At 38.5% G+C, this 19,860-nt stretch carries 18 protein-coding genes and 1 other annotated feature; of the genes, 4 read left to right on the forward strand and 14 right to left on the reverse strand.

Features of this window, described 5'->3' with window-relative positions; translation table 11 throughout:
• Nucleotides 1-20 precede the first annotated feature (20 nt).
• The 5 genes from BGM26_RS12430 to BGM26_RS12450 form a co-directional block, all read right to left on the reverse strand.
• A complete protein-coding gene (locus tag BGM26_RS12430; protein ID WP_217040125.1) occupies nucleotides 21-1,640 on the reverse strand; it encodes a putative polysaccharide biosynthesis protein in 1,620 nt (539 codons plus the stop codon).
• A 256-nt stretch (nucleotides 1,641-1,896) separates the two neighbouring features.
• Nucleotides 1,897-3,060 (reverse strand): cobalamin-independent methionine synthase II family protein, encoded by a 1,164-nt coding sequence (locus BGM26_RS12435; protein WP_217040126.1) that lies wholly within the window; start codon nucleotides 3,058-3,060, stop codon nucleotides 1,897-1,899.
• A gap of 12 nt (nucleotides 3,061-3,072) precedes the next feature.
• Nucleotides 3,073-3,786, reverse strand: a complete 714-nt coding sequence (locus tag BGM26_RS12440) for a sulfurtransferase TusA family protein (RefSeq protein WP_217040127.1) — start codon at nucleotides 3,784-3,786, stop codon at nucleotides 3,073-3,075.
• A gap of 24 nt (nucleotides 3,787-3,810) precedes the next feature.
• Nucleotides 3,811-4,173 (reverse strand): DsrE family protein, encoded by a 363-nt coding sequence (locus BGM26_RS12445; RefSeq protein ID WP_217040128.1) that lies wholly within the window; start codon nucleotides 4,171-4,173, stop codon nucleotides 3,811-3,813.
• A gap of 24 nt (nucleotides 4,174-4,197) precedes the next feature.
• Complete coding sequence (locus tag BGM26_RS12450; protein WP_254119255.1) at nucleotides 4,198-4,440, reverse strand: sulfurtransferase TusA family protein; 243 nt, start codon at nucleotides 4,438-4,440, stop codon at nucleotides 4,198-4,200.
• 223 nt (nucleotides 4,441-4,663) lie between these two features.
• Here BGM26_RS12450 and BGM26_RS12455 point away from each other — a divergent pair, with 223 nt between their 5' ends.
• A complete protein-coding gene (locus BGM26_RS12455) occupies nucleotides 4,664-5,932 on the forward strand; it encodes a BaiN/RdsA family NAD(P)/FAD-dependent oxidoreductase (protein WP_217040129.1) in 1,269 nt (422 codons plus the stop codon).
• A gap of 48 nt (nucleotides 5,933-5,980) precedes the next feature.
• On the opposite strand, the gene BGM26_RS12460 is transcribed toward BGM26_RS12455, so the two are convergent.
• The 3 genes from BGM26_RS12460 to leuS form a co-directional block, all read right to left on the reverse strand.
• Nucleotides 5,981-6,169 carry a sporulation protein Cse60 gene (locus tag BGM26_RS12460; protein ID WP_217040130.1) on the reverse strand — a complete coding sequence of 63 codons (189 nt, stop codon included), beginning with the start codon at nucleotides 6,167-6,169 and terminating at the stop codon, nucleotides 5,981-5,983.
• Between the two features lie 419 nt (nucleotides 6,170-6,588).
• The gene (locus BGM26_RS12465; RefSeq protein WP_217040131.1) at nucleotides 6,589-6,894 is read right to left on the reverse strand and encodes a rhodanese-like domain-containing protein; all 306 of its coding nucleotides are present in this window, start codon (nucleotides 6,892-6,894) and stop codon (nucleotides 6,589-6,591) included.
• Nucleotides 6,895-7,003: 109 nt separating this feature from the next.
• Entirely contained in the window at nucleotides 7,004-9,421 is a 2,418-nt protein-coding gene (gene leuS, locus BGM26_RS12470) for a leucine--tRNA ligase (protein ID WP_217040132.1), read from the reverse strand.
• A 47-nt stretch (nucleotides 9,422-9,468) separates the two neighbouring features.
• Nucleotides 9,469-9,692: a binding site (T-box leader), on the reverse strand.
• Between the two features lie 183 nt (nucleotides 9,693-9,875).
• Between leuS and BGM26_RS12475 the strand changes: the two genes are divergently transcribed.
• On the forward strand, nucleotides 9,876-10,244 hold the full coding sequence (locus tag BGM26_RS12475; protein ID WP_217040133.1) for a hypothetical protein: 369 nt from the start codon (nucleotides 9,876-9,878) through the stop codon (nucleotides 10,242-10,244).
• Between the two features lie 678 nt (nucleotides 10,245-10,922).
• Here BGM26_RS12475 and BGM26_RS12480 read toward each other — a convergent pair.
• Nucleotides 10,923-12,284 carry an MFS transporter gene (locus tag BGM26_RS12480; RefSeq protein WP_217040134.1) on the reverse strand — a complete coding sequence of 454 codons (1,362 nt, stop codon included), beginning with the start codon at nucleotides 12,282-12,284 and terminating at the stop codon, nucleotides 10,923-10,925.
• Nucleotides 12,285-12,778: 494 nt separating this feature from the next.
• Between BGM26_RS12480 and BGM26_RS12485 the strand changes: the two genes are divergently transcribed.
• Nucleotides 12,779-13,906: an amidohydrolase family protein gene (locus BGM26_RS12485; RefSeq protein ID WP_217040135.1), complete on the forward strand. Its 1,128-nt coding sequence runs from the start codon at nucleotides 12,779-12,781 to the stop codon at nucleotides 13,904-13,906.
• A gap of 20 nt (nucleotides 13,907-13,926) precedes the next feature.
• The gene (locus BGM26_RS12490) at nucleotides 13,927-14,346 is read left to right on the forward strand and encodes a Rieske (2Fe-2S) protein (RefSeq protein WP_217040136.1); all 420 of its coding nucleotides are present in this window, start codon (nucleotides 13,927-13,929) and stop codon (nucleotides 14,344-14,346) included.
• Between the two features lie 76 nt (nucleotides 14,347-14,422).
• On the opposite strand, the gene BGM26_RS12495 is transcribed toward BGM26_RS12490, so the two are convergent.
• The 5 genes from BGM26_RS12495 to BGM26_RS12515 all read right to left on the reverse strand — a co-directional run bounded on the left by BGM26_RS12495 (nucleotide 14,423) and on the right by BGM26_RS12515 (nucleotide 19,823).
• Nucleotides 14,423-15,094 (reverse strand): TetR family transcriptional regulator, encoded by a 672-nt coding sequence (locus tag BGM26_RS12495; protein ID WP_483297778.1) that lies wholly within the window; start codon nucleotides 15,092-15,094, stop codon nucleotides 14,423-14,425.
• 371 nt (nucleotides 15,095-15,465) lie between these two features.
• Nucleotides 15,466-16,563, reverse strand: a complete 1,098-nt coding sequence (gene ribD / locus BGM26_RS12500; protein ID WP_217040137.1) for a bifunctional diaminohydroxyphosphoribosylaminopyrimidine deaminase/5-amino-6-(5-phosphoribosylamino)uracil reductase RibD — start codon at nucleotides 16,561-16,563, stop codon at nucleotides 15,466-15,468.
• Complete coding sequence (locus BGM26_RS12505) at nucleotides 16,556-17,311, reverse strand: GTP cyclohydrolase II (RefSeq protein ID WP_217040138.1); 756 nt, start codon at nucleotides 17,309-17,311, stop codon at nucleotides 16,556-16,558. The genes ribD and BGM26_RS12505 overlap by 8 nt, the downstream gene beginning before the upstream one ends.
• 196 nt (nucleotides 17,312-17,507) lie before the next feature.
• Nucleotides 17,508-18,599, reverse strand: coding sequence for an FAD-dependent monooxygenase (locus BGM26_RS12510; RefSeq protein ID WP_217040139.1), 1,092 nt, complete (start codon nucleotides 18,597-18,599; stop codon nucleotides 17,508-17,510).
• A 372-nt stretch (nucleotides 18,600-18,971) separates the two neighbouring features.
• Entirely contained in the window at nucleotides 18,972-19,823 is an 852-nt protein-coding gene (locus tag BGM26_RS12515; RefSeq protein WP_217040140.1) for a VOC family protein, read from the reverse strand.
• Between the last annotated feature and the right edge of the window lie 37 nt (nucleotides 19,824-19,860).

A 19,860-nucleotide genomic window follows, 5' to 3' on the forward strand; every position in this document is an offset into this window, starting at 1 on the left:
TCAACAGTCCCAATCTGCTTTTAGGAAAATGATCGCAGCCTTAATTTTTTCATTACACGGTCGACTTTCTCCCCAAATAAGAAGTAAACGAGCCTCGTTTTAAAGCTTAAATAGAAATAAATGCCTGCACCGACGACTGCACAAATAATCACAATGATTAAGGCTTGGAAGCTTGATGCCGGTGATAAGAAAAGAGTGAGAATTTTGTACATCGTTCCAGTTCCAATAAACATAACGAACGTGAACAATACGATAAGTAAACCCCTTCTAACCACAAATCTGAACGGATATTCGGCAAATTTTTTGATTACAAATAAATTAATGAATATAGCAGCCATATAACCAATAGCTGTCGCCAAAACAGCACCCTGTGTCTCCATTAGTTTGATGAGCGGGATATTTAAGCTTAATTTCAGTAATAATCCGACAAGCAAGCTTAGGACCGTGAAGCGCTGTTCGTTAATCCCTTGTAATATTGCAGCAGTTACTAAGAAATAGGCAAATAATATCGCCACTGGGGCATACGTTCTTAATACCTCTGTACCGAGCTCCTTGTGCTCATAAAACAATGTAAATATGGGCTCTGCCAATAAAGATAGCCCGACTACAGCTGGAAGAGTTAAAAATAATAACACTTGAAAAGCCTGATTCAATTGCTTGTTTAAACTTGAATGGTCATTCTCGACAAAGGCTTTTGTAATGCTGGGAACCAATGTAAGAGAAAATGCAGTCGCCAAGGATACCGGAATAATGACAAGCTTATGCGTTTGCATATTTAATACTGCAAAAGCTGAAACGGCTTCTTTGGCCAGCCCAATCGATTTCATCGTCCTGAGAAAGGTTAATTGATCAATAAATTGGAATAGCGGGTTAGCGATCCCTACAAATACAAAGGGAGCTGCGTAAACGATAATTTCTTTGTACATGTCCTTTAAAGAAATATCCATTGTCCCTTTATCATTGATGAGCAATTCGTCCAAGTAAGGCTTTCGTTTATACCAATACCATAATAAAATGGCTAAACCGCCGATAGCACCTATAAAAGCCGCAAAAGTTGCTACACTTACAGCTTGAACAAGGCTGCCTTTCATAATATTTAAAACGACATATGCACCAGCAAGTACGAAAACAATACGAACAATCTGTTCAATGACCTGTGATACTGCCGAGGGACCCATTGACTGATATCCCTGGAAAAAGCCTCTAATCAGACTCATAAAAGGAACAACGATTAGAGCAAAGCTGACGGCCCGGATAACGGTAGTTACATCCTTAACATTCGTATCGACATTGTCAGGAATTATGAATTCCGCTAAGATCGGAGCTAAGAAATATAGTGCAAGGAACGATAGGATTCCGGTAGACAACATAATAATTAGTCCAGATTTAAAAAGCTTTCTCCCTACCGCGTACTCTTCCAAGGCGTTATATTTTGAAATGTATTTTGATACCGCTAATGGTACACCTGCTGTTGCGATACTAATAAATATGGTATATGGAATATAGGAAAAAGCATAAAGAGCATTCCCCTCATCTCCTACAATATGATAAAAAGGAATCACATAAAATAACCCGAGAGCTTTCGAAATAATCGTCCCTAGGGTTAGTATAAAGGTACCCCTTAAAAGCTTAGATGACATATAATCCCGCCTTGTTAATCATAGATAAAAAAGAAAAAATATAATTGCAAAATACAATTTTACCACATGCTATGTAGAATCAGATGATTTTTTTATACACATTAGTAGTTTACTCTTCTTCTTTCAGGATTGCTACCTAGAGTGGAGCTACTCCGTATCAATATCGTTAAATGCGAAAAAGCCAGTGATGATTACTGGCTTCTTTTTCCTGTACATTAACTTGCAAAACTAGACCCGGTTGTTTCTGAATTCAACACTAAACTCTGTCTCTTAGCAGGCTCGCTGCCGTACTCATTACTTTCAATTTTTGAAAAGCAAGTTCTCCACTGTTCATCGGTCTTTGGGCAAAGGTTCCAAATCCGCAATCCGGATTTAAGTAAATTTTTTCTGGCGGTAATATTTTCAACAATTGACTAATCTTGTCCACAATCTCTTCAGCGTTCTCGATTTCATCTGTTCTTGGATTTACGACTCCAAACCCAATCTCTACATGAGAAAACTCTTTAATCGCCTCGATTTCACCTGCTCTTGGGGTCGCATACTCAAGAACAAGCTGATCGATATCAACCCTTGAGAGATAAGGGATCAGCGGAAAATAAGGGCCTTTCAGAAGAACATGTTCTTGCGTACTCCAGTTCCCCCGGCAAATATGAACCCCAAATTTCGTTCCTCTGCCCCTCATTCCTTTCATGACACTATTTATTAACCCAAGTGCAAATTCGATTTCTTCCTCCGCATCTGCTTTGGCCGTCAATGCACCGCACATAAATGTGCGATTAGCATTCTTTTGAGTGAATACAAGCTCTGTTAAAACTGGTTCGTCGAATTGAACAAAATGAACACCTTCAGCAATTAGGTCCTCCATTTCCTCCCTTAATACATGAACGATATCTAGTGCCAAATCTTCTTTCGTCGGATAGGCATCTTTTGATAATCCTTCGACCCACATGGATCTTGTTAAAAGGTATGGCCCAGGAAGCGTAACCTTGATTTTTTTATCCGTATGCCTCTTCAGAAAGCGAAAATCATCTAATGCCAGCGGTTTCTTGCGGCTGATTTTCCCTACTGCAGCTGGGTTTGAAAGTGAAAAGGCTGGAACATCAAGCGTACCAAGTATTTCTTCAAAGCTTGCTTTATCTTCTACGTATTCCAGCAGTTCTGAAACCGTCAGCATTTTTACATTATGCAAATGTTCAGCTACGAAGGAAATGAAATTATCCCTTCTTTGCTCCCCGTCTGAAACGATATCTACGCCAGCCTCTTCTTGCAAACGAAGACATTTGATGATCGCCTCATCAGCAACGGATTGGAACTCTTCTTCTGTCATTCTGCCAGCTCGTTTTTCTCTCATTGCCTTCTGCACCTCAACTGGTCTTGGCCAGCTGCCAATGACAGTTGTAGGAAAGAGTTTATGTCCCATGCTTAAATCCTCCTAATAAACAATGGAAAAAGTCAGCTTGATTTCAACTGCTTTCTTTAAAGTTTGATAGATAGGTGATCTGTTCAACGTGTTTCCCCAGATCTCTTCCAATAACCTTTCATCCGCAGAAGAAGAAACATAACACGTACCGGAAATCTGTTTTATGCTTGGACTTCCCGTTTCTTCTATTTCCATATGATATAAAATATTATCGATGGAGCCTTTTAGTGATATTTCGATTTGGTCAACAATAACGTTTCTTCTTGAAGTGTGGGCTTTATAACCAACTGTTAAACACGTTGCAAGGGATGCTATTAAATAATCAATCGAACTTGGCGCATCCACATGAGAGCTAAATTCCGCAGGCTGTCCCGAATAAAAACGATGATTACGCGCATATACCCTCGCCTTTAAATCCTTCTCCCCCTGCACTCGAACATTCCAGTTGTATCCCTTAGCCGCATCAAGATCCTTTTCTAATTCGGATGGCTTCTGACCTTTACGAACAAAATATCTGACCGTGTTATCACCACGTTCTGATCCTAGAAATTCATGCTTAACCATTCGGCACCACGCTGGCAAATCATCGGCAACTGTTCTTTCTCTGCTTCTAATTTCCAAAACTTGTCCCGATTTAAGAGGATTCATATTTTTATTGATGATTAATAAAAGACCTGATCCGCAATCCAGGTCTCCACCATCACAAACAGCTTCAGGAATGATCAAGACGACTTCCTCCTTTTGGAAAAATTAATAAGTGATGGAAGCCGCTCCTTGTGTAAGGAATTCTACTAATCTTGCTCCACCTACGATTGTTGCACCTTCAATTAAATTGTCTTCAGATAGCCCTCTTTTTTTATAACAAGGACTGCAAACCCAAATGATCCCGCCTGCTTCCACAAATTGATCCATTAATTGCTGTAATGGCGCGAATCCTTCTTCATGAATATCTTCTGCATAGCCTTTTTCGGCTAAATAAGCACCCTCAACGTTTAAAAATACGACTGTTTCCTGCCCTGAAGCAACTGCTGCATTCGCAACTACAAATCCTACTGTTGCTTTATCTGTATCGTTTTTACCACTAGTAATACTTACTGCGAATTTTCCTGACATATTCAATTCCTCCAATGTTTGTTTTTAGATTCCCTTTTTTATAAAATAATGACTGATTTTTCCTTCATCTAAACGGTTTAATAAGGTATGATGCTGCATTCGGCACCATGCGGGTAAATCTTCACGTGCACCAGGATCATATGAAATTACTTCAATGATCTCGCCATCGTGCATTTTTTTCATCGTTAAAAATAAATTCATGATAAGCTCTCCACATCCGGTTGGCCCAGCATTATATGTAATATCAACGGACATGTAATTATTCATTGGTTACCTCCTTGCTAACAGTGTTAAAGGTAATCTTCTATTAGACGCGAGGAATTTCCTGCCCGCTCATGAAATAAGAGTTAGTGACATTTCCACTATAAAAGACTGAAATATAAAAACGTATGATATTCCTCACACCAAACAATAGGATTGAACGATGTTATGAATATATTCACAAATCGTTTATAATTATTTTTAAAGAATTGATTAAGTTGGTGAACGAATGAAATATGATGTAATTGTGATTGGCGGGGGACCATCTGGCTTAATGGCCGCGATTGGAGCAGCCGAACAGAAAGCTAAGGTTCTGCTTATTGATAAAGGGGACAAGTTGGGCAGAAAGCTTGCGATTTCGGGCGGTGGCAGATGCAATGTTACAAATAGGCTTCCAGTTGACGAGATCATCAAGCATATACCAGGGAACGGCCGCTTTTTATACAGTGCCATTTCCCTTTTCAGCAATGAAGATATTATTAAATTTTTCGAGGATTTAGGCATTCAGCTAAAGGAGGAAGACCATGGAAGAATGTTTCCGGTGACAGATAAAGCACAATCTGTTGTTGATGCATTGCTTTCAAGGCTTAAACAATTAAAGGTTGATATTAAAACGAATTGTCCGATTCATGATGTTCATTATGAGGATGGTAAGGTTAAATCTGTTGCGTTCAAAAATGGGGATTGGTATGAAGCCGATTCGATCGTCATCGCCGTTGGCGGAAAGTCCGTTCCTCATACAGGATCAACCGGTGATGGATACGCTTGGGCTGAGAAAGCAGGCCACACGATAACGGAATTATTCCCAACAGAAGTCCCGGTCACTTCGGCCGAGCCTTTTATTAAAGAAAAAACATTGCAGGGATTATCCCTAAGAAGCGTTGCCCTTAGCGTATTGAATCCGAAAGGGAAAGCATTAATTACACATCAAATGGATATGATCTTCACACATTTTGGCATCAGCGGGCCAGCAGTCTTAAGGTGCAGCCAATTTGTGGTGAAAGCGTTGAAGAAATCGGGTTCGCGGGAAGTAACAATGAGTATTGATGCTATTCCTGATAGAAAAGAAGAGCCATTGTTTCAGGAACTAGCAAAAATGATAAAAGATGATCCTAAGAAGAGCATTAAAAACATCTTAAAAGGCTTTCTTCCCGAAAGATATTTGTTATTCCTGCTCGAACAAAACCAAATCGATCCATCGACCCAAGGTGCAAATATCTCGAATGAAAAAATAAGAAACTTTGTGAAAAGCTGCAAGGCGTTTCACATTAAAGTCAATGGAACACTCCCGCTTGATAAAGCGTTCGTTACCGGCGGCGGGGTTTCCGTAAAAGAGATCGAGCCCCAGACGATGGCATCAAAATGTATGGCAGGTTTGTTTTTTTGCGGAGAAATCCTTGATATTCACGGCTATACAGGAGGGTATAATATTACCTCCGCACTTGTAACTGGAAGGCTTGCCGGGATAAATGCTGCCCGATCTGCAAATTCTCTGTAAGCGGGACCTTTTAACTTCAAAACAAATCATTCGAGCTTGATGGAGGCATCAGGCTCGATAAATAATCATCGCCGAAAAGCAGTAAACCTGTTCCTCCTCATCCTCTTGATCTTGAACAGCGGCAACATTATATTTAATATCCAGTAGCTCCTTCTCCTCCATCCTTTCTAAAAACCGATTCATCTCCAACTCCAAATCTTTTTCATGCTCATGATCAAATAATTTGACCTTAATCAACGAACTCATCCTCTCTAAGACTTTTTATTCATTATTGACAGAATAATCAATTTTTATAATCATCTAGTGAATCTAATGAGTAAGTTAAGTATTGTCTTTTTAAAAAAGTCTACTTGACGTGTAAAACCACCCTAATTTATCCACGAGTGGTGCAAGTAACGTTCTTTCTTTTACCTTATGTGGGCATTTTCCCCTTTCGCGGTCAATGTAACACCCTTTCTTTTACCTTATGTGGGCATTTTCCCTTTCTCAGTCAATGTAACACCCTTTCTTTTACCTTATGTGGGCATTTTCCCTTTCGCAGTCAATGTAACACCCTTTCATTTACCTTATACGGTGATTATTCTTTTTCGTGGTCAATGACACTTGATAAATAAAGTAAAAAGAAGCCTTCCAAAGGAATGGCTTCATCATATTAATTATTCTGTTGTCCCTCTCCACTCGAGCATCCCGCCAACCATATTTCGGACCTTATAGCCTTGATCCTGAAGGTAGTAGCACACATTTGAACTGCGATTTCCTGAACGGCAAATAAAAATGTATTCTTTATCTTTATCAAAGTATTCGAGATTTTCGGGGATTGTCATCATCCGGATATGCTTTGCACCGGGAATCATTCCATGTTCAACCTCTTCATCTTCTCTCACATCGACAAGCTCTAACTTTTCCCCTGCCGCTAGCTTTTTCTCTAATACGTCCGTTGTAATTGTTTCAATAGGATCCATTTAATACTTCCTCTCATTTCCATTTTCACGGTTCTATCGTTAGTTTTAGATATCCCTATGCTTATATTAAAAAACATCCTCCGAAAACGCAATCGGAGGATGTTTTAAATTAATTTGCGACGATATTAACAAGCTTTCCTGGAACAGCAATCACTTTCCGGACCGTTTTCCCGTCAATTTGCTCTTTCACTTTATCGTCGTCCATAACCATTTGTTCAAGGGCATCCTTTTTGGCATCTGAAGCAACAAACATCTTCGCTTTTACCTTACCATTAATTTGAATGACAATTTCCACCTCATCATCGACAAGTTTTGCCTCATCGAATGCCGGCCATGTTTCATAGGCGATCGTGCCAGTAGAACCAAGCTTCTCCCAAAGCTCCTCAGCAATATGAGGAGTGATTGGTGATAATAGTTTTACAAAGCCTTCCATAAAGTGTTTTGGAAGAACAGTCGATTTATATGCCTCATTGATAAATACCATCATTTGCGAAATAGCAGTATTGAAGCGTAATCCTTCGTAATCCTCTGTTACTTTTTTCACCGTTTGATGATATACCTTCTCCAGTTTACTTGCTTCTTCATTATCCTGGATTTTCGGATTCAATTCCCCGTTCTCTTCGATGAACAGGCGCCAAACTCGATCCAAGAACCTTCTTGAACCGTCTAAGCCATTTGTAGACCATGCAATTGACGCATCAAGTGGACCCATGAACATTTCGTATAGACGAAGAGTATCTGCACCATGGCTCTCAATAATATCATCAGGATTAACAACATTTCCTTTTGATTTACTCATTTTTTCATTGCCTTCTCCAAGAATCATTCCTTGGTTAAATAGCTTTTGGAATGGCTCCTTCGTATGAACAACACCTAGATCATAAAGAACCTTGTGCCAGAAGCGGGCATATAGAAGATGCAGAACCGCATGCTCTGCTCCGCCAATATAAATATCGACCGGAAGCCATTCTTTAAGTTTTTCCGCATCTGCTAATGCCTGATCATTTTTTGGATCAATATAGCGCAGATAATACCAGCAGCTTCCTGCCCATTGCGGCATTGTATTCGTTTCACGGCGTCCTTTTTTCCCTGTTGCAGGGTCAACTACATTCACCCAGTCTTCAATATTGGCAAGTGGGGACTCCCCTGTTCCAGAAGGCTTAATTTCCGTTGTTTTTGGCAGAAGCAGCGGCAACTGATCTTCAGGAACAGCTGACATTGTGCCATCCTCCCAATGAATTATTGGAATCGGCTCGCCCCAGTAACGCTGGCGGCTGAACAGCCAGTCGCGAAGACGATAAGTGACTTTCTTCGTTCCAACTTCTTTTTCTTCAAGCCAAGCAAGGATTTTCTCAATCGCGTCTTCCTTGTTCAAACCATTCAAGAAATCGGAATTCACGTGTTCCCCGTCACCTGTGTATGGTTCTTTTTCAATATCTCCACCAGCGACTACTTCAATAATTGGCAGTTCAAATTGCTTTGCAAACTCATAATCACGCTCGTCATGAGCTGGAACTGCCATGATCGCACCTGTTCCATAGCTCGCCAATACATAATCGGCAATCCAGATCGGCATCTTTTCGCCATTTACCGGGTTAACTGCATAAGCACCTGTGAAAACGCCCGTCTTTTCTTTCGCTAAATCTGTTCTTTCAAGATCACTTTTGCTTTTTACTTTATCAATGTACGCATTTACTGCTGCTTTCTGCGCCGCTGTCGTAATTTTGTCGACTAAAGCATGCTCTGGAGCAAGAACAGCATAAGTCGCACCAAAAAGTGTATCTGGACGAGTGGTAAATACTTTAAATGTCCCTTCATGACCTTCAATTTGGAAAGTTACTTCTGCTCCTTCAGAACGGCCAATCCAGTTGCGCTGCATATCTTTCAGGCTTTCAGGCCAATCTAATAAATCAAGATCTTCAAGAAGACGATCCGCATAAGCTGTAATCTTTAAGATCCACTGCCTCATCGGTCTACGTTCGACAGGGTGACCGCCACGCTCACTTTTTCCATCGATGACTTCTTCATTAGCAAGAACTGTTCCTAAAGCTGGACACCAGTTAACTGCTACTTCATCAATATAGGCAAGCCCTTTTTCATACAGCTTTAAGAAAATCCATTGTGTCCATTTATAGTATTCAGGATCCGTCGTATTAACTTCACGATCCCAGTCATATGAGAAGCCTAATGCTTTTATTTGGCGGCGGAACGTATTAATATTTTTTTCTGTAAATTCAGCTGGGTCGTTACCTGTATCTAATGCATATTGCTCCGCAGGCAAACCGAAAGCATCCCACCCCATCGGATGTAGGACATTATATCCTTGCATGCGCTTCATGCGAGAAAGAATATCAGTTGCCGTATATCCTTCCGGGTGACCAACATGAAGACCGGCACCAGATGGATATGGGAACATATCTAACGCGTAAAATTTACGCTTTCCTTTCTCTTCACTTGTCTTAAAGGTTTTATTTTCCTCCCAGACGTTTTGCCATCTTTTTTCAATCTCTTGGTGATTGAAGCTCATTGTCTTTTCCTCCTAATAAAAAATACTAAAAAAACCCCTCATCCCAAAATAGGGACGAGAGGATTATGTATGAATCTCCCGCGGTACCACCCACATTAGTGACATTGTCACTCGCTCATTGATCCTTAACGCGGAATACGGCAAGTATTACTGTTCTTTCACACTTGCAACTCAAAGGCGAGTTCATGATGTGCCCGGCTGACTTCCACCATCCGTCAACTCTCTACAATCGGGCTAAAACATCACTACTGCTCCTTTTCTAAGCAGATAGCTATCATATTATAATATTATTGTAATAAATTTCCCGACAGGATGCAAGTGGGCTCATCCTGACGGGAATGTAATAGTTAGTATATTCAGATGAGAAAGATACTGTGCAACGATATAACCAATAGTATTTTTCAAAACTTTCTTGCCGATAATGATTATAAAAATCCGGCAGGCGGTGTGTTAAATGAATGGAATAATCTTAATTAATGAAAGCAGGAGTCTGAGGAATTTTACGAAAAAGGAAAGTTTAGAATACCAAAGTAAGGCAATAAGGTCGTTTTTAAAAGAAAAATGTATCCAGAATGTTCTTCTTAATCCGCATCAAATAAATGACTATTATTCGAATCCCCATGCCCTTCTTTATGATCTAAAGCAGAAGTGTCCTCATCTCGATTGCCTTATCATGTATTCGGAGGATGCTATAGGGGATTTTATTAATTCGTATCCGGCAAGATGGCTATTATTAAAGAGCTACTTTGATAAAGTATTATTTATAGACCAACATATTCAGGCTCCTTATGAAGATGTTGGCAGAAGAATTAAGAGAGCGTAACTAACATATTAAAGTTTCGTTAATATATTTATGCCCCAACGATGCAAATGAGCTAGCTGCATTGTTTCACACAATTTTCACGATATTAGGTCATGAGTGCTTTTATTTCCAATATTTTGGTGTTATAGTACGCTGGATTACTTTATTTAGAAGGAAACATCATATTATTGGGAGGGAACTTATGTGTTTAGGAAATTTGTAAATATTGTTTCTACTATTTTAGTATTATCATTACTAATATTTTCTTCATTTAGTAATGAGACTAGTGCGAATTTTCATATTGGCGTGAGTGGAAAAATCATGAATGTTTTTATGGAGAATATAATTCGTTTTCAAGATTAAACAGTCGCTACCCCTACATTATTAGAAGCATAAACTTATCGATAATTATAATATCAACATCCTTGACCGTCCTAAGCAAATTTTCAGATGAATCCAGGTTTAAAAAGGGAGGTTTCAGCAATTCAAAAACTTTGCCCTGTTTCCTTCTGCTCTTTAAACAACTTTCCTCTATTTACATTTTTCATCCGGAAACCACCATGGATTGCTTTTGGCTTATTAATAAAAGCAAAAATGCCGAACACTTTATCGGCATTTTTGCTTTATACAGTTCAAACTAAGAATATTTAATACTGCATATAGTTTTTATTAAATTGTTTGGCTCCATTAACTTGCTGACTATACTCGTATCTCCTTCGTAGAAGCAATTTTTGTTGAGCTATCCTGATCATCAGTAGAACTTGCCTCGTTAAGCGTAAGTGATTTAGTTTCAGGAGCCCAAGCTAATGAGACAATTGTACCGAAGACAAGAACCCCAGTAAGCGCAAGCATTGAAGATTGAATTCCGAAATTAGAAACACTAATAGGTAGAAGAAATGTTCCTATTGCTGACCCCAGCCTACTAACAGCTGTGGCAAAACCCACTCCTGAAGAACGAACGGATGTCGGAAAACTCTCTGGAGGGATTGCAGCAGTAAGATTGCTGACTGCAGACAATATTAAGGTGAAGGCAGTAAATGTAATAATCATAAGGATGGAATATCCGCTTGGAAGAACGCTTAATAACAGTAAGGAAACACTTAGAAAGATAAAAGATCCGTTTAAGAATCCCCTGCGAGAAAACTTTATTGTAAAAAGAATCCCAAGTAAAGCACCTATAATAAGCATTGAATTTAATAATAAATCAGTTCCAAATCCCTCACTCAGCCCCATTGTGTCTAATATTGATGGGAGAAAAGTATAGATCGCAAAATATGGAAGGACTAGACAGACATAAAAAATGCTGTTAAAGGCTGTGCGTTTTCTCATCTTTTTACTAAATAATTCAGCAAAATTGCCTTTTGTTTCAGCAGGCTTTTCATCATCAAGAGCGATGTTTTGTCCAATATATTTTTTTACTATTTTTTTTGCTTCATCAACTCGACCATTGTTAATTAACCACCTTGGGGATTCGGGTGTTCCGATTCGCATAATTAAAATGAGTGAAGCCGGCAATACCGAAGACACAAGCATCCAGCGCCACGCATCGGGGCCGAGAGTGAGTAAAGTGAAGCCAACCACATTTGACAGTACAAAACCAAATGTCCATACAACACTAAAGGATCCGAGTATGGCTCCTCGATTTTTTCTTGGCAAAATTTCCGCAAGCATTGTATGTCCTACGCTATAATCCCCTCCAAGGCCAAAGCCAATCAGGACTCTTAAAATAAACAATTCAACTGCACTATCTGCAAAATATTGCAAAATAGAAGCAAGGACAATAATAACAAAGTTTAAGGCAAATATTTTTTGTCTGCCCACGATGTCTGCTATCCTGCCAAGAATTAAACTTCCTAAAAAGACCCCTATTAACGCTGAACTTCCAATAAGACCAATCCAAAGCGGATTTAGGTCCATTTGAGGTGTAAGTAAAGTGAGAGCAATGCCAATCATCCCTAAGACATATCCATCGGTAAAGTGTCCGCCAAATGTAAGGGCTGTCATTTTAAAGTGAAATTTATTTAGCGGAGCATCATCGAGCGTTATCATTGATTTTGCCATAAATTTGTGCCCCCTTCTTTAAATTCATTTTTTGTAATATATAAAAAACAAAATCGTATCAAGATCTGAATTAATGCGAAAGTTCAGCCATTTTTTCTTTTCATTCCTCCCTTTAAATATCGTTTATCCTATTAACACTATGGCTACCTCCTTTTTAGTCATGAATATGTTTCTTTTATGAACAGATTCATTTGATTTTAAATATATATCACGCAAAAGGATTTGTAAATAATGAATTCGAAATTTACTAAATCTTCTAATAACCCATTGCACTCCTTTTGATCGTGTGGTAACATCCTTTTATAAATGAACATGTTCATTAAAAGAATGTAGTCAAGAATACTCAAAACTATGGAAATGGGTAATTTTTTGAAAGATGTCGAAACCGCTTAGTCTTTCGGGGGCGATATTAATCAGAATGAGAGTTGACATGATTATAAGTCTTCAAAATAACTGAGCGGATAACCAATAACAATAAAAAAGAGGTGTTGAATTTGTTAACGTCTGTTGAAGAAATACAACCTAAAACGAAAAAGACTGTGAATTTAATCGATTGTGATGTACACTGTTTCCTTCCTTCGCTAGATGAATTAATTCCCTATTCAGATGAATGGTTACACAAGATGATGAGTTTTGGAAAGTTTAATAACGACTTTTTAAAAAACCAAACAGCAGGAGCTTTTGATTTTCCTAAAGCTAGATATCACAATCCTAATCATGTTTTACGAATGGATGCGATGACGCCTTCCGGTGGAGTACCAGGATCTGATCCATATTTTGTCGGAACCGATTTGTTTGACCGCTTTAATACTACCTATGGAATTTTAAATGCAGGCCATGGAACCATGAGTTCTTATCATAATGTAGACGTTACTATTGCTTACAGTTCAGCATTTAATGACTACTTGTACGACAAATGGGTATCAGTGGACGATCGATTCAAAATGGATATGGTCGTCCCTACCGTTGATGCAACCGCAACCGTAAAAGAAATTGAGCGTATTGGGAAGAAGCCAGGGATTGTTGGGATTAATTTACAAAACATCAATATCCCGCTAGGAAAACGCCATTTTTGGCCAATTTACGCAATAGCGGAGCAATATGGTCTTCCAATTGTTCTTCATCCAGATTCCGAGGCTTCAGGAGAATATGCACCTGCGCAATTTATTGGACCAGCCTCAACTTATATGGAATGGCATACTTCGTTATCTCTTGTTGCGATTAGACAGATTAATAGTTTAATATGTGAAGGCGTTTTTGAGAGATTCCCTAAACTAAAGGTGGTTTTTGTGGAGTACGGTTTTTCCTGGATGCCTCATTTAATGTGGCGGCTTGATAAAGATTGGAAATCACTCCGTGACGAGATTCCTTGGGTAAAAATGCTACCGAGTGAATATATCAGAAGAAATATTCGCTTGGCCACACAACCATTTGAAGAAGCATTCCATCCAAAAGATATCCTGACTTTAATAGAAATGATTCGTGCAGAGGATATGCTTATGTTCTCGAGTGATTATCCTCATTGGGATGGAGAGTATGATACAAGAATCTTCGCCCATTTTCCTGATGATCTTAAAAAGAAAATCTTTTATGAGAATGCTTTGAAAACATACAGGTTTTAGGATTAAAGGAGGAAAAGACAGTGGAGGATAAAACGTTAAACGAAATTACAGTTTGTAGTGCGGATGAGTTAACGAATGGAAAGCGTAAAGTAATACAATTTAATAATACATCTGTTGTTGTTGTTAATTCAGATAATAACTTATATGCTTTTAGAAATTATTGTCCACATCAAGGGGCACCGTTAGAATTTGGAAGTATATCCGGAGCCATGGAATCTTCTGAACCACATAAATATAAATACGGATGCCATAACCAAGTAGTTAGATGTCCTTTACACGGCTGGGCTTTTGATATGAAGGATGGCCATTCTCTATTCAATTCAAAAGTAAAAATTAAAACGTTTGAGGTGAAAGAAAGAGAGGGCATTATTATTTTATTAGTAAAGGGGAAGCCCGAGAAAATCACCGTATCGGACGTATTAACTACAACCTGTGGTTAATGCATTTAAAACTAAATAAATGAATTTATAAAAAATCATCACATCAGTATCAACGTATACTAATGTGATGATTTTTTTACTTTTTATTACTTGTATAGTTTTGAATAAGCTCCCGTATATATCCCATTGTTACTTCTGTCGCCTTTTCGGGTGAATAGCTTAGCCGATTATTCAAAATAGTTGTCAGCATTCCTTTCCACAACAGAATCGTCATTTCCGAAATCATTTCTATATTTCTACTTGTCAATTCCCCACTATCTATGGCTTTTTGAATCATCGCCTTGCTTCTTTTCGATAAATCATTTTCTAAAACAAGCATCTTAATTTCCGCAGGAAGTTGAATTAGATCACTCTTATATACTGTATAGTATCTCTTCAACAGATCATTTGGCTCCGTACCCAAGTTCGAAATAAAAATCGTATAAAAAATTTGAGGGTTGTTGAAAGAATGCTTGCAAAAACATTCCCAAGTTGATAAATATTTATCAATGGGTCCATTAGCATTATCAATATAAACGGATAATTCCTTTATATAATCTTTTAAAAATCTCAATGAGGCAAAAAACACCAAATGAGATAACTCATCAAAATAATTATAAATCGTCGAACTAGTATACCCAGCCAGGTCAGCTACTTTCCGAGCAGTTACACTTTCAATTCCTTCTTCTTTGATAATTTGTGCAGTAGCATCTATAAAAAACTCTAGCATACGTGTAACCTGTATTTCTTTTCTACTCAACCAAAACACGCCCCTAGGATTAAATTACGTTTCTATAAAACCCTCTTATTGAAAAATTCACCTTATTCCGTAAATTATACCCTATTATTAAAGTTATCTAAACACTTTATCACGATGTTATTCTAATTTTATTGTTCTAATCCCAGAATATATGAAGAATTAGTTTTTCTTCTGTAAGCTATAGCCTTATTAGTGTCTGTTTACATTAAAGCTCCTCCAAATGCAAAAATATTGGTTGGCGAACCAAATATTTTTTAGCACCTCGGAAGAGTTTTTTTAATACCACGCTGAAAGCTCTTTAGAACCCTAGACCTAGCCAAGGGTTTTCTTTCACAATAAAAAAGAGCCTGTTTAAAAAAAAGATTAAACAGACTCTTTTATTATTGCCCTTTGTATATCGGATACCCCGTGAACTTAAAATCTTTGCCTATTTGAGTAAGTGATATATTTGATAGCTCTACAGCATCTGTCATCTTCTCAATACCAGTACCCTCAAGGAAGGTTGGAGCATTTTTTCCGCCTACTAATTTTGGAGCGATATATAGAATGACTTTATCAATTAATTTATTTTCTAAAAAAGATGCGTTAATCGTTCCGCCACCTTCAATAATTAAGGAAGAGACAAGCTTATCACCTAAAATTTTAACGACTTCTTTTGGATTGACGTTCTTAGAACCATTCGTTTGAAAAACGAGAATCCCAGAATCTTTTAGTATTTTTCTTTTTTCTTTGTCATAGTTTTCGCTAGTAAAGATCCATGTTTCTGCCTTCTTATCTGTGATGACCTTAGATTCTAAAGGAATTCTTAAATTGGAATCCAAAATGACACGAATTGGGTTTCGGCCATTCGGAATTCTAGAAGTCAGCTCAGGATCGTCTTCAATAACTGTATTAACCCCAACTAGTATCGCCATATTTTCATTTCTAAGCTGATGGACATCGTGCCTTGCATCTTCAGACGTAATCCACTTGCTGCTGGAAGCATATGTTGCAATTTTTCCATCTAAAGTGATTCCCGATTTCAATGTGACAAAAGGCCTTTTCTGAACTATGAATTTATTAAATACTTCATTCATCTTTTGAGATTGTTCCTCACAAATTCCCGTGATCACCTCAATGCCGGCGTCTTGAAGTATTTTCACACCATTTCCTGACACAACCGGATTCGGATCCAAAGTTGCAATTACAACTTTTTTAATACCAGCCTCTACGATAGCCAATGCACAAGGACCTGTTCTGCCATGATGGGAGCAAGGCTCAAGTGTCACATAAATGGTTCCGCCTCTCGCCTTATCCCCCGCCATTTGAATCGCATGAATTTCGGCATGCGGTTCACCAGCCTTTAAATGCGCACCAATCCCTACTACACGGTTATCATTGAGAATAACTGCACCAACCAATGGATTCGGTTCTGTCTGACCCTTCATTGCTTGTGCATTTTTCAAAGCTAATTCCATATAAAATTCATGATTAGTCATTTGGACAAGTCCCTTCATCTTCTAAATGTCCAGATTTCTTTATTTTTGTCTCCAAATATTTTTCATTAAATTTAGAGATATCTCCCCACAAAGGTGTTCTTCCAGAAACATGCAATCCTGATCCTTTTAATGCTTCGAGCTTCTTAGGATTATTTGTGATAAGGGTTACAGGCTTTGAACGCAGAGCTTTCAGCACTTGAATCGCATCCCCATAGTTTCTGGAGTCATCCACAAAGCCAAGACCTTCATTGGCTTCTACCGTATCATATCCATTTTCTTGAAGAATATAGGCCATTGCCTTACTAAATAAACCAATTCCTCTTCCTTCATGGTTAGCTAAATAAAATAGCGCCCCTGTCCCATGCTCGACAATCATTTTCATAGACTGCTTTAGCTGGTAACCGCAATCACATCGTTTACTTCCAAAAATATCACCAGTATGGCAAATAGAATGCATTCTCATTATTGCATTGTCAGCATAAGCAAAGTCACCATATACCAATACACTTGATTGTTGTAACTCCGCCAAATTCGCAGATGATAATTTATCAATAATACGCTGAAAATCTTCCGTTACTTCCTTGCAATTCAGCCAGCAATACCAGTTGAATTCGACTGTTTCCCCATACAAATTCACAGGCAGCCGGATGGGCCCCACTAAGTAAATCGCCCCTTCATTTGTTTTAATTAATTGAATTTTATCCTCTAAAACAGAAAGAACCTTAGATTCCAACTGAACCTCTTTCATAGCGACATCCCCTTTTGATTATTGTGTGGTAAATAATCTTTTACATGTACAGCTCAACACAGTATTATTCTTTAGGAAAGACTGTTTTCGTAAACTTTTTTGCTATTGAACCAAAAAGTGGTGTAGTTGATTTCCGCTCCAATCAACTTCATAAAAAATTACCTATTTAAAAACAACAACCATTTAGAAAAGAGCCTTAAGAAACAGCAAAATTACTTTTATAAGATGCTTCTTGTATCATCTGATGCGTTTGCAGTTTTTCAATTTCGTCACGCCGGCCATTTTCGAATTTAATTAATTGGTGCACGCTTGTATCTTTTTGATCAAGTGCTTCTTTAATGACCTCACATAAAATGCTCGCATCCTTCAGTGCACAGTTAATACCAAGGGCACCTGTAGGACTCATTGTATGGGCGGCATCTCCCATAATGACTAATCCATCTTTTACCCAAGTTTCACAATAACAACTTTGAACTTGAAGTAATATAAAATTATTCCACGAAATAATATGTTTTCGGATAGTAGTTGATAATTCGGGAAAAGCAGCTGTCACTCGCTTGATAAACGGTTCAAATGATTGCTTTCTTAATTGAGGATAAGAGCCCTCTTTAATATTCCAGCCTATTTGAATGAACCCGCCTGCCTGGGTAAATAATGCAAGCTGCTTATTATCAATCAAAGTCTGTTTTATTGTCGGTTCCCATCCAGTTGGGCTTGGTATTTTCGCCCATAGCAGATCATATCCATGCTTTATTATATTAAAAGGCATATTAGCCAACTTTCGAATCGTAGAGTATCGACCATCAGCACCGATGACAATAGAACTCGTAATGGTCAATTCTTTATCGTCTTTTTTCGCTTTGATGCCTGTAACTGCGCCCTTTTCATCTGTGATTAACTCTGTAACTTTTGTACCCAACATCAGTCGGTAATTGTGATACTTTTCGGACTCTCGAATCAACACGCTTAACAAATTCCTTTGCGGAACATGAATCCCTACGTGCTTGTTTCCATGGGCAGGAGTAACAGTCTTAATCACTTTACCATGATCCCAATATTCAATTCGTTCCATCAAGAGAAGTCCTTGTCTTTCTACCTTCTCAAAAAGATTAAATTCTTTTAGCACTTCTTCTCCAACATTATTTAGATGTTCACCGCGGAATTCTTTATCAATTCCTTCATGACGTTCTACAACAATCGTTGAGATGTTATTCTTCGCCAATAAATAACCCAGTAATGCCCCACCAGGTCCAGCTCCAACTATACAAACATCATATTTTAGAGTCATGAATAAACCACCTTATATTCAAAAAAATAGGCTGTTTTCGCATATATTGTTGTTTTAGCCTTCAAAGTTTGCCCGTTGATTTCCGCTGTGGGCACTTGCTTTCCGCGGGGAGTGACGGGAGCCTCCTCGGCGTTATCGCCTGTGGGGTCTCCCGTTCCCTCTATTCCCGCAGGATACTGATTTTACATCCATGAATCTGCCCACGCACGAAGGAAATGCGATAGCATTTTCGAAGAGTCAAGTGCCCTCCGCTTCAATCAACTCAGATTATTAAATAAAAATCACATTATAAAGCAACAAACTTTACTAAAATAGCCAAAAAATATTAGCGGTACCCTTCAATTGGGTACCGCAAAACTTATACAACGTTTCTCAAACCCTTAATTGAATCCGATTTCCTGAAGGGTCTTGTGTGACAAAATAACCATTCTCTTCTTTTACTGAAACTCCAATGGTATTTAATTGTTCTACAGCATATTTTCTAGCTTCTTTATCTGGAAAAACAAGTGTAAATGAATTCAACCCGACACTGTTCTCGGCTGGCGCAGGGGCACCAACTCCATTCCAAGTATTCAATCCAATATGATGGTGATATCCGCCAGTAGAGATGAAGAGTGCCTGACCGCCATATCGGCAAACAATATCAAACCCAAGACCTTTACAATAAAACTCTTCTGTTTCTTGAAATTCAGAAACATGTAAATGGATATGCCCCATCAGTGTCCCAGCAGGAAGCCCATTCCATGGTTCTCCGTTTCCTTCAGCCAGAATACTTTCAACATCTAACGGGTTCGTCGCCATTACTACTTCATTCTTTACCCAATCCCATGTTGAAGATGGGCGATCTGAATAAATTTCTATTCCATTGCCATCGGGGTCTGCTAAGTAAAGTGCCTCACTTACAAGATGATCAGATGCCCCCTGTAATGGATAGCGTGTTTCTATAAAATGCCGTATTACTTTCGCTAAATCAGCTCGGCTAGGCAGCAGCAATGCAAAGTGATATAAGCCAGTTGTACGCGGCTGTTTCGGTATCACATTTTCGGGCTGTTCAATCGATAAAAGCGGGGTTTTGCCATCCGCCGTTAGAATCGCTTTTTTCTCTGTCTGTTCCAATATTTGAAATCCAATTATTTTTTGATAAAAAGCCAAAGACCGCTGTAAATCTATTACTTTTAAATCAACTTGCCCAACAAATGTATGAGGCTTGCTATGAAATGTCATCTTATAACTCCTCCTAATTTGAACAGCACATATTTTT

This window comes from Bacillus sp. FJAT-29790 (assembly GCF_019039215.1).
Taxonomy (GTDB): Bacteria; Bacillota; Bacilli; order Bacillales; family Cytobacillaceae; genus Cytobacillus.

What these genes read in the sequence shown, in the direction of transcription:
- BGM26_RS12455 (WP_217040129.1), top strand. Translation starts at nt 4,664, where the DNA reads ATGAAATATGATGTAATTGTGATTGGCGGGGGACCATCTGGCTTAATG.
- BGM26_RS12430 (WP_217040125.1), bottom strand. Translation starts at nt 1,640, where the DNA reads ATGTCATCTAAGCTTTTAAGGGGTACCTTTATACTAACCCTAGGGACG.
- BGM26_RS12505 (WP_217040138.1), bottom strand. Translation starts at nt 17,311, where the DNA reads ATGAAAGAGGTTCAGTTGGAATCTAAGGTTCTTTCTGTTTTAGAGGAT.
- BGM26_RS12450 (WP_254119255.1), bottom strand. Translation starts at nt 4,440, where the DNA reads ATGAATAATTACATGTCCGTTGATATTACATATAATGCTGGGCCAACC.
- BGM26_RS12510 (WP_217040139.1), bottom strand. Translation starts at nt 18,599, where the DNA reads ATGACTCTAAAATATGATGTTTGTATAGTTGGAGCTGGACCTGGTGGG.
- BGM26_RS12480 (WP_217040134.1), bottom strand. Translation starts at nt 12,284, where the DNA reads ATGGCAAAATCAATGATAACGCTCGATGATGCTCCGCTAAATAAATTT.
- BGM26_RS12515 (WP_217040140.1), bottom strand. Translation starts at nt 19,823, where the DNA reads ATGACATTTCATAGCAAGCCTCATACATTTGTTGGGCAAGTTGATTTA.
- BGM26_RS12435 (WP_217040126.1), bottom strand. Translation starts at nt 3,060, where the DNA reads ATGGGACATAAACTCTTTCCTACAACTGTCATTGGCAGCTGGCCAAGA.
- BGM26_RS12465 (WP_217040131.1), bottom strand. Translation starts at nt 6,894, where the DNA reads ATGGATCCTATTGAAACAATTACAACGGACGTATTAGAGAAAAAGCTA.
- BGM26_RS12475 (WP_217040133.1), top strand. Translation starts at nt 9,876, where the DNA reads ATGAATGGAATAATCTTAATTAATGAAAGCAGGAGTCTGAGGAATTTT.
- BGM26_RS12445 (WP_217040128.1), bottom strand. Translation starts at nt 4,173, where the DNA reads ATGTCAGGAAAATTCGCAGTAAGTATTACTAGTGGTAAAAACGATACA.
- leuS (WP_217040132.1), bottom strand. Translation starts at nt 9,421, where the DNA reads ATGAGCTTCAATCACCAAGAGATTGAAAAAAGATGGCAAAACGTCTGG.
- ribD (WP_217040137.1), bottom strand. Translation starts at nt 16,563, where the DNA reads ATGACTAATCATGAATTTTATATGGAATTAGCTTTGAAAAATGCACAA.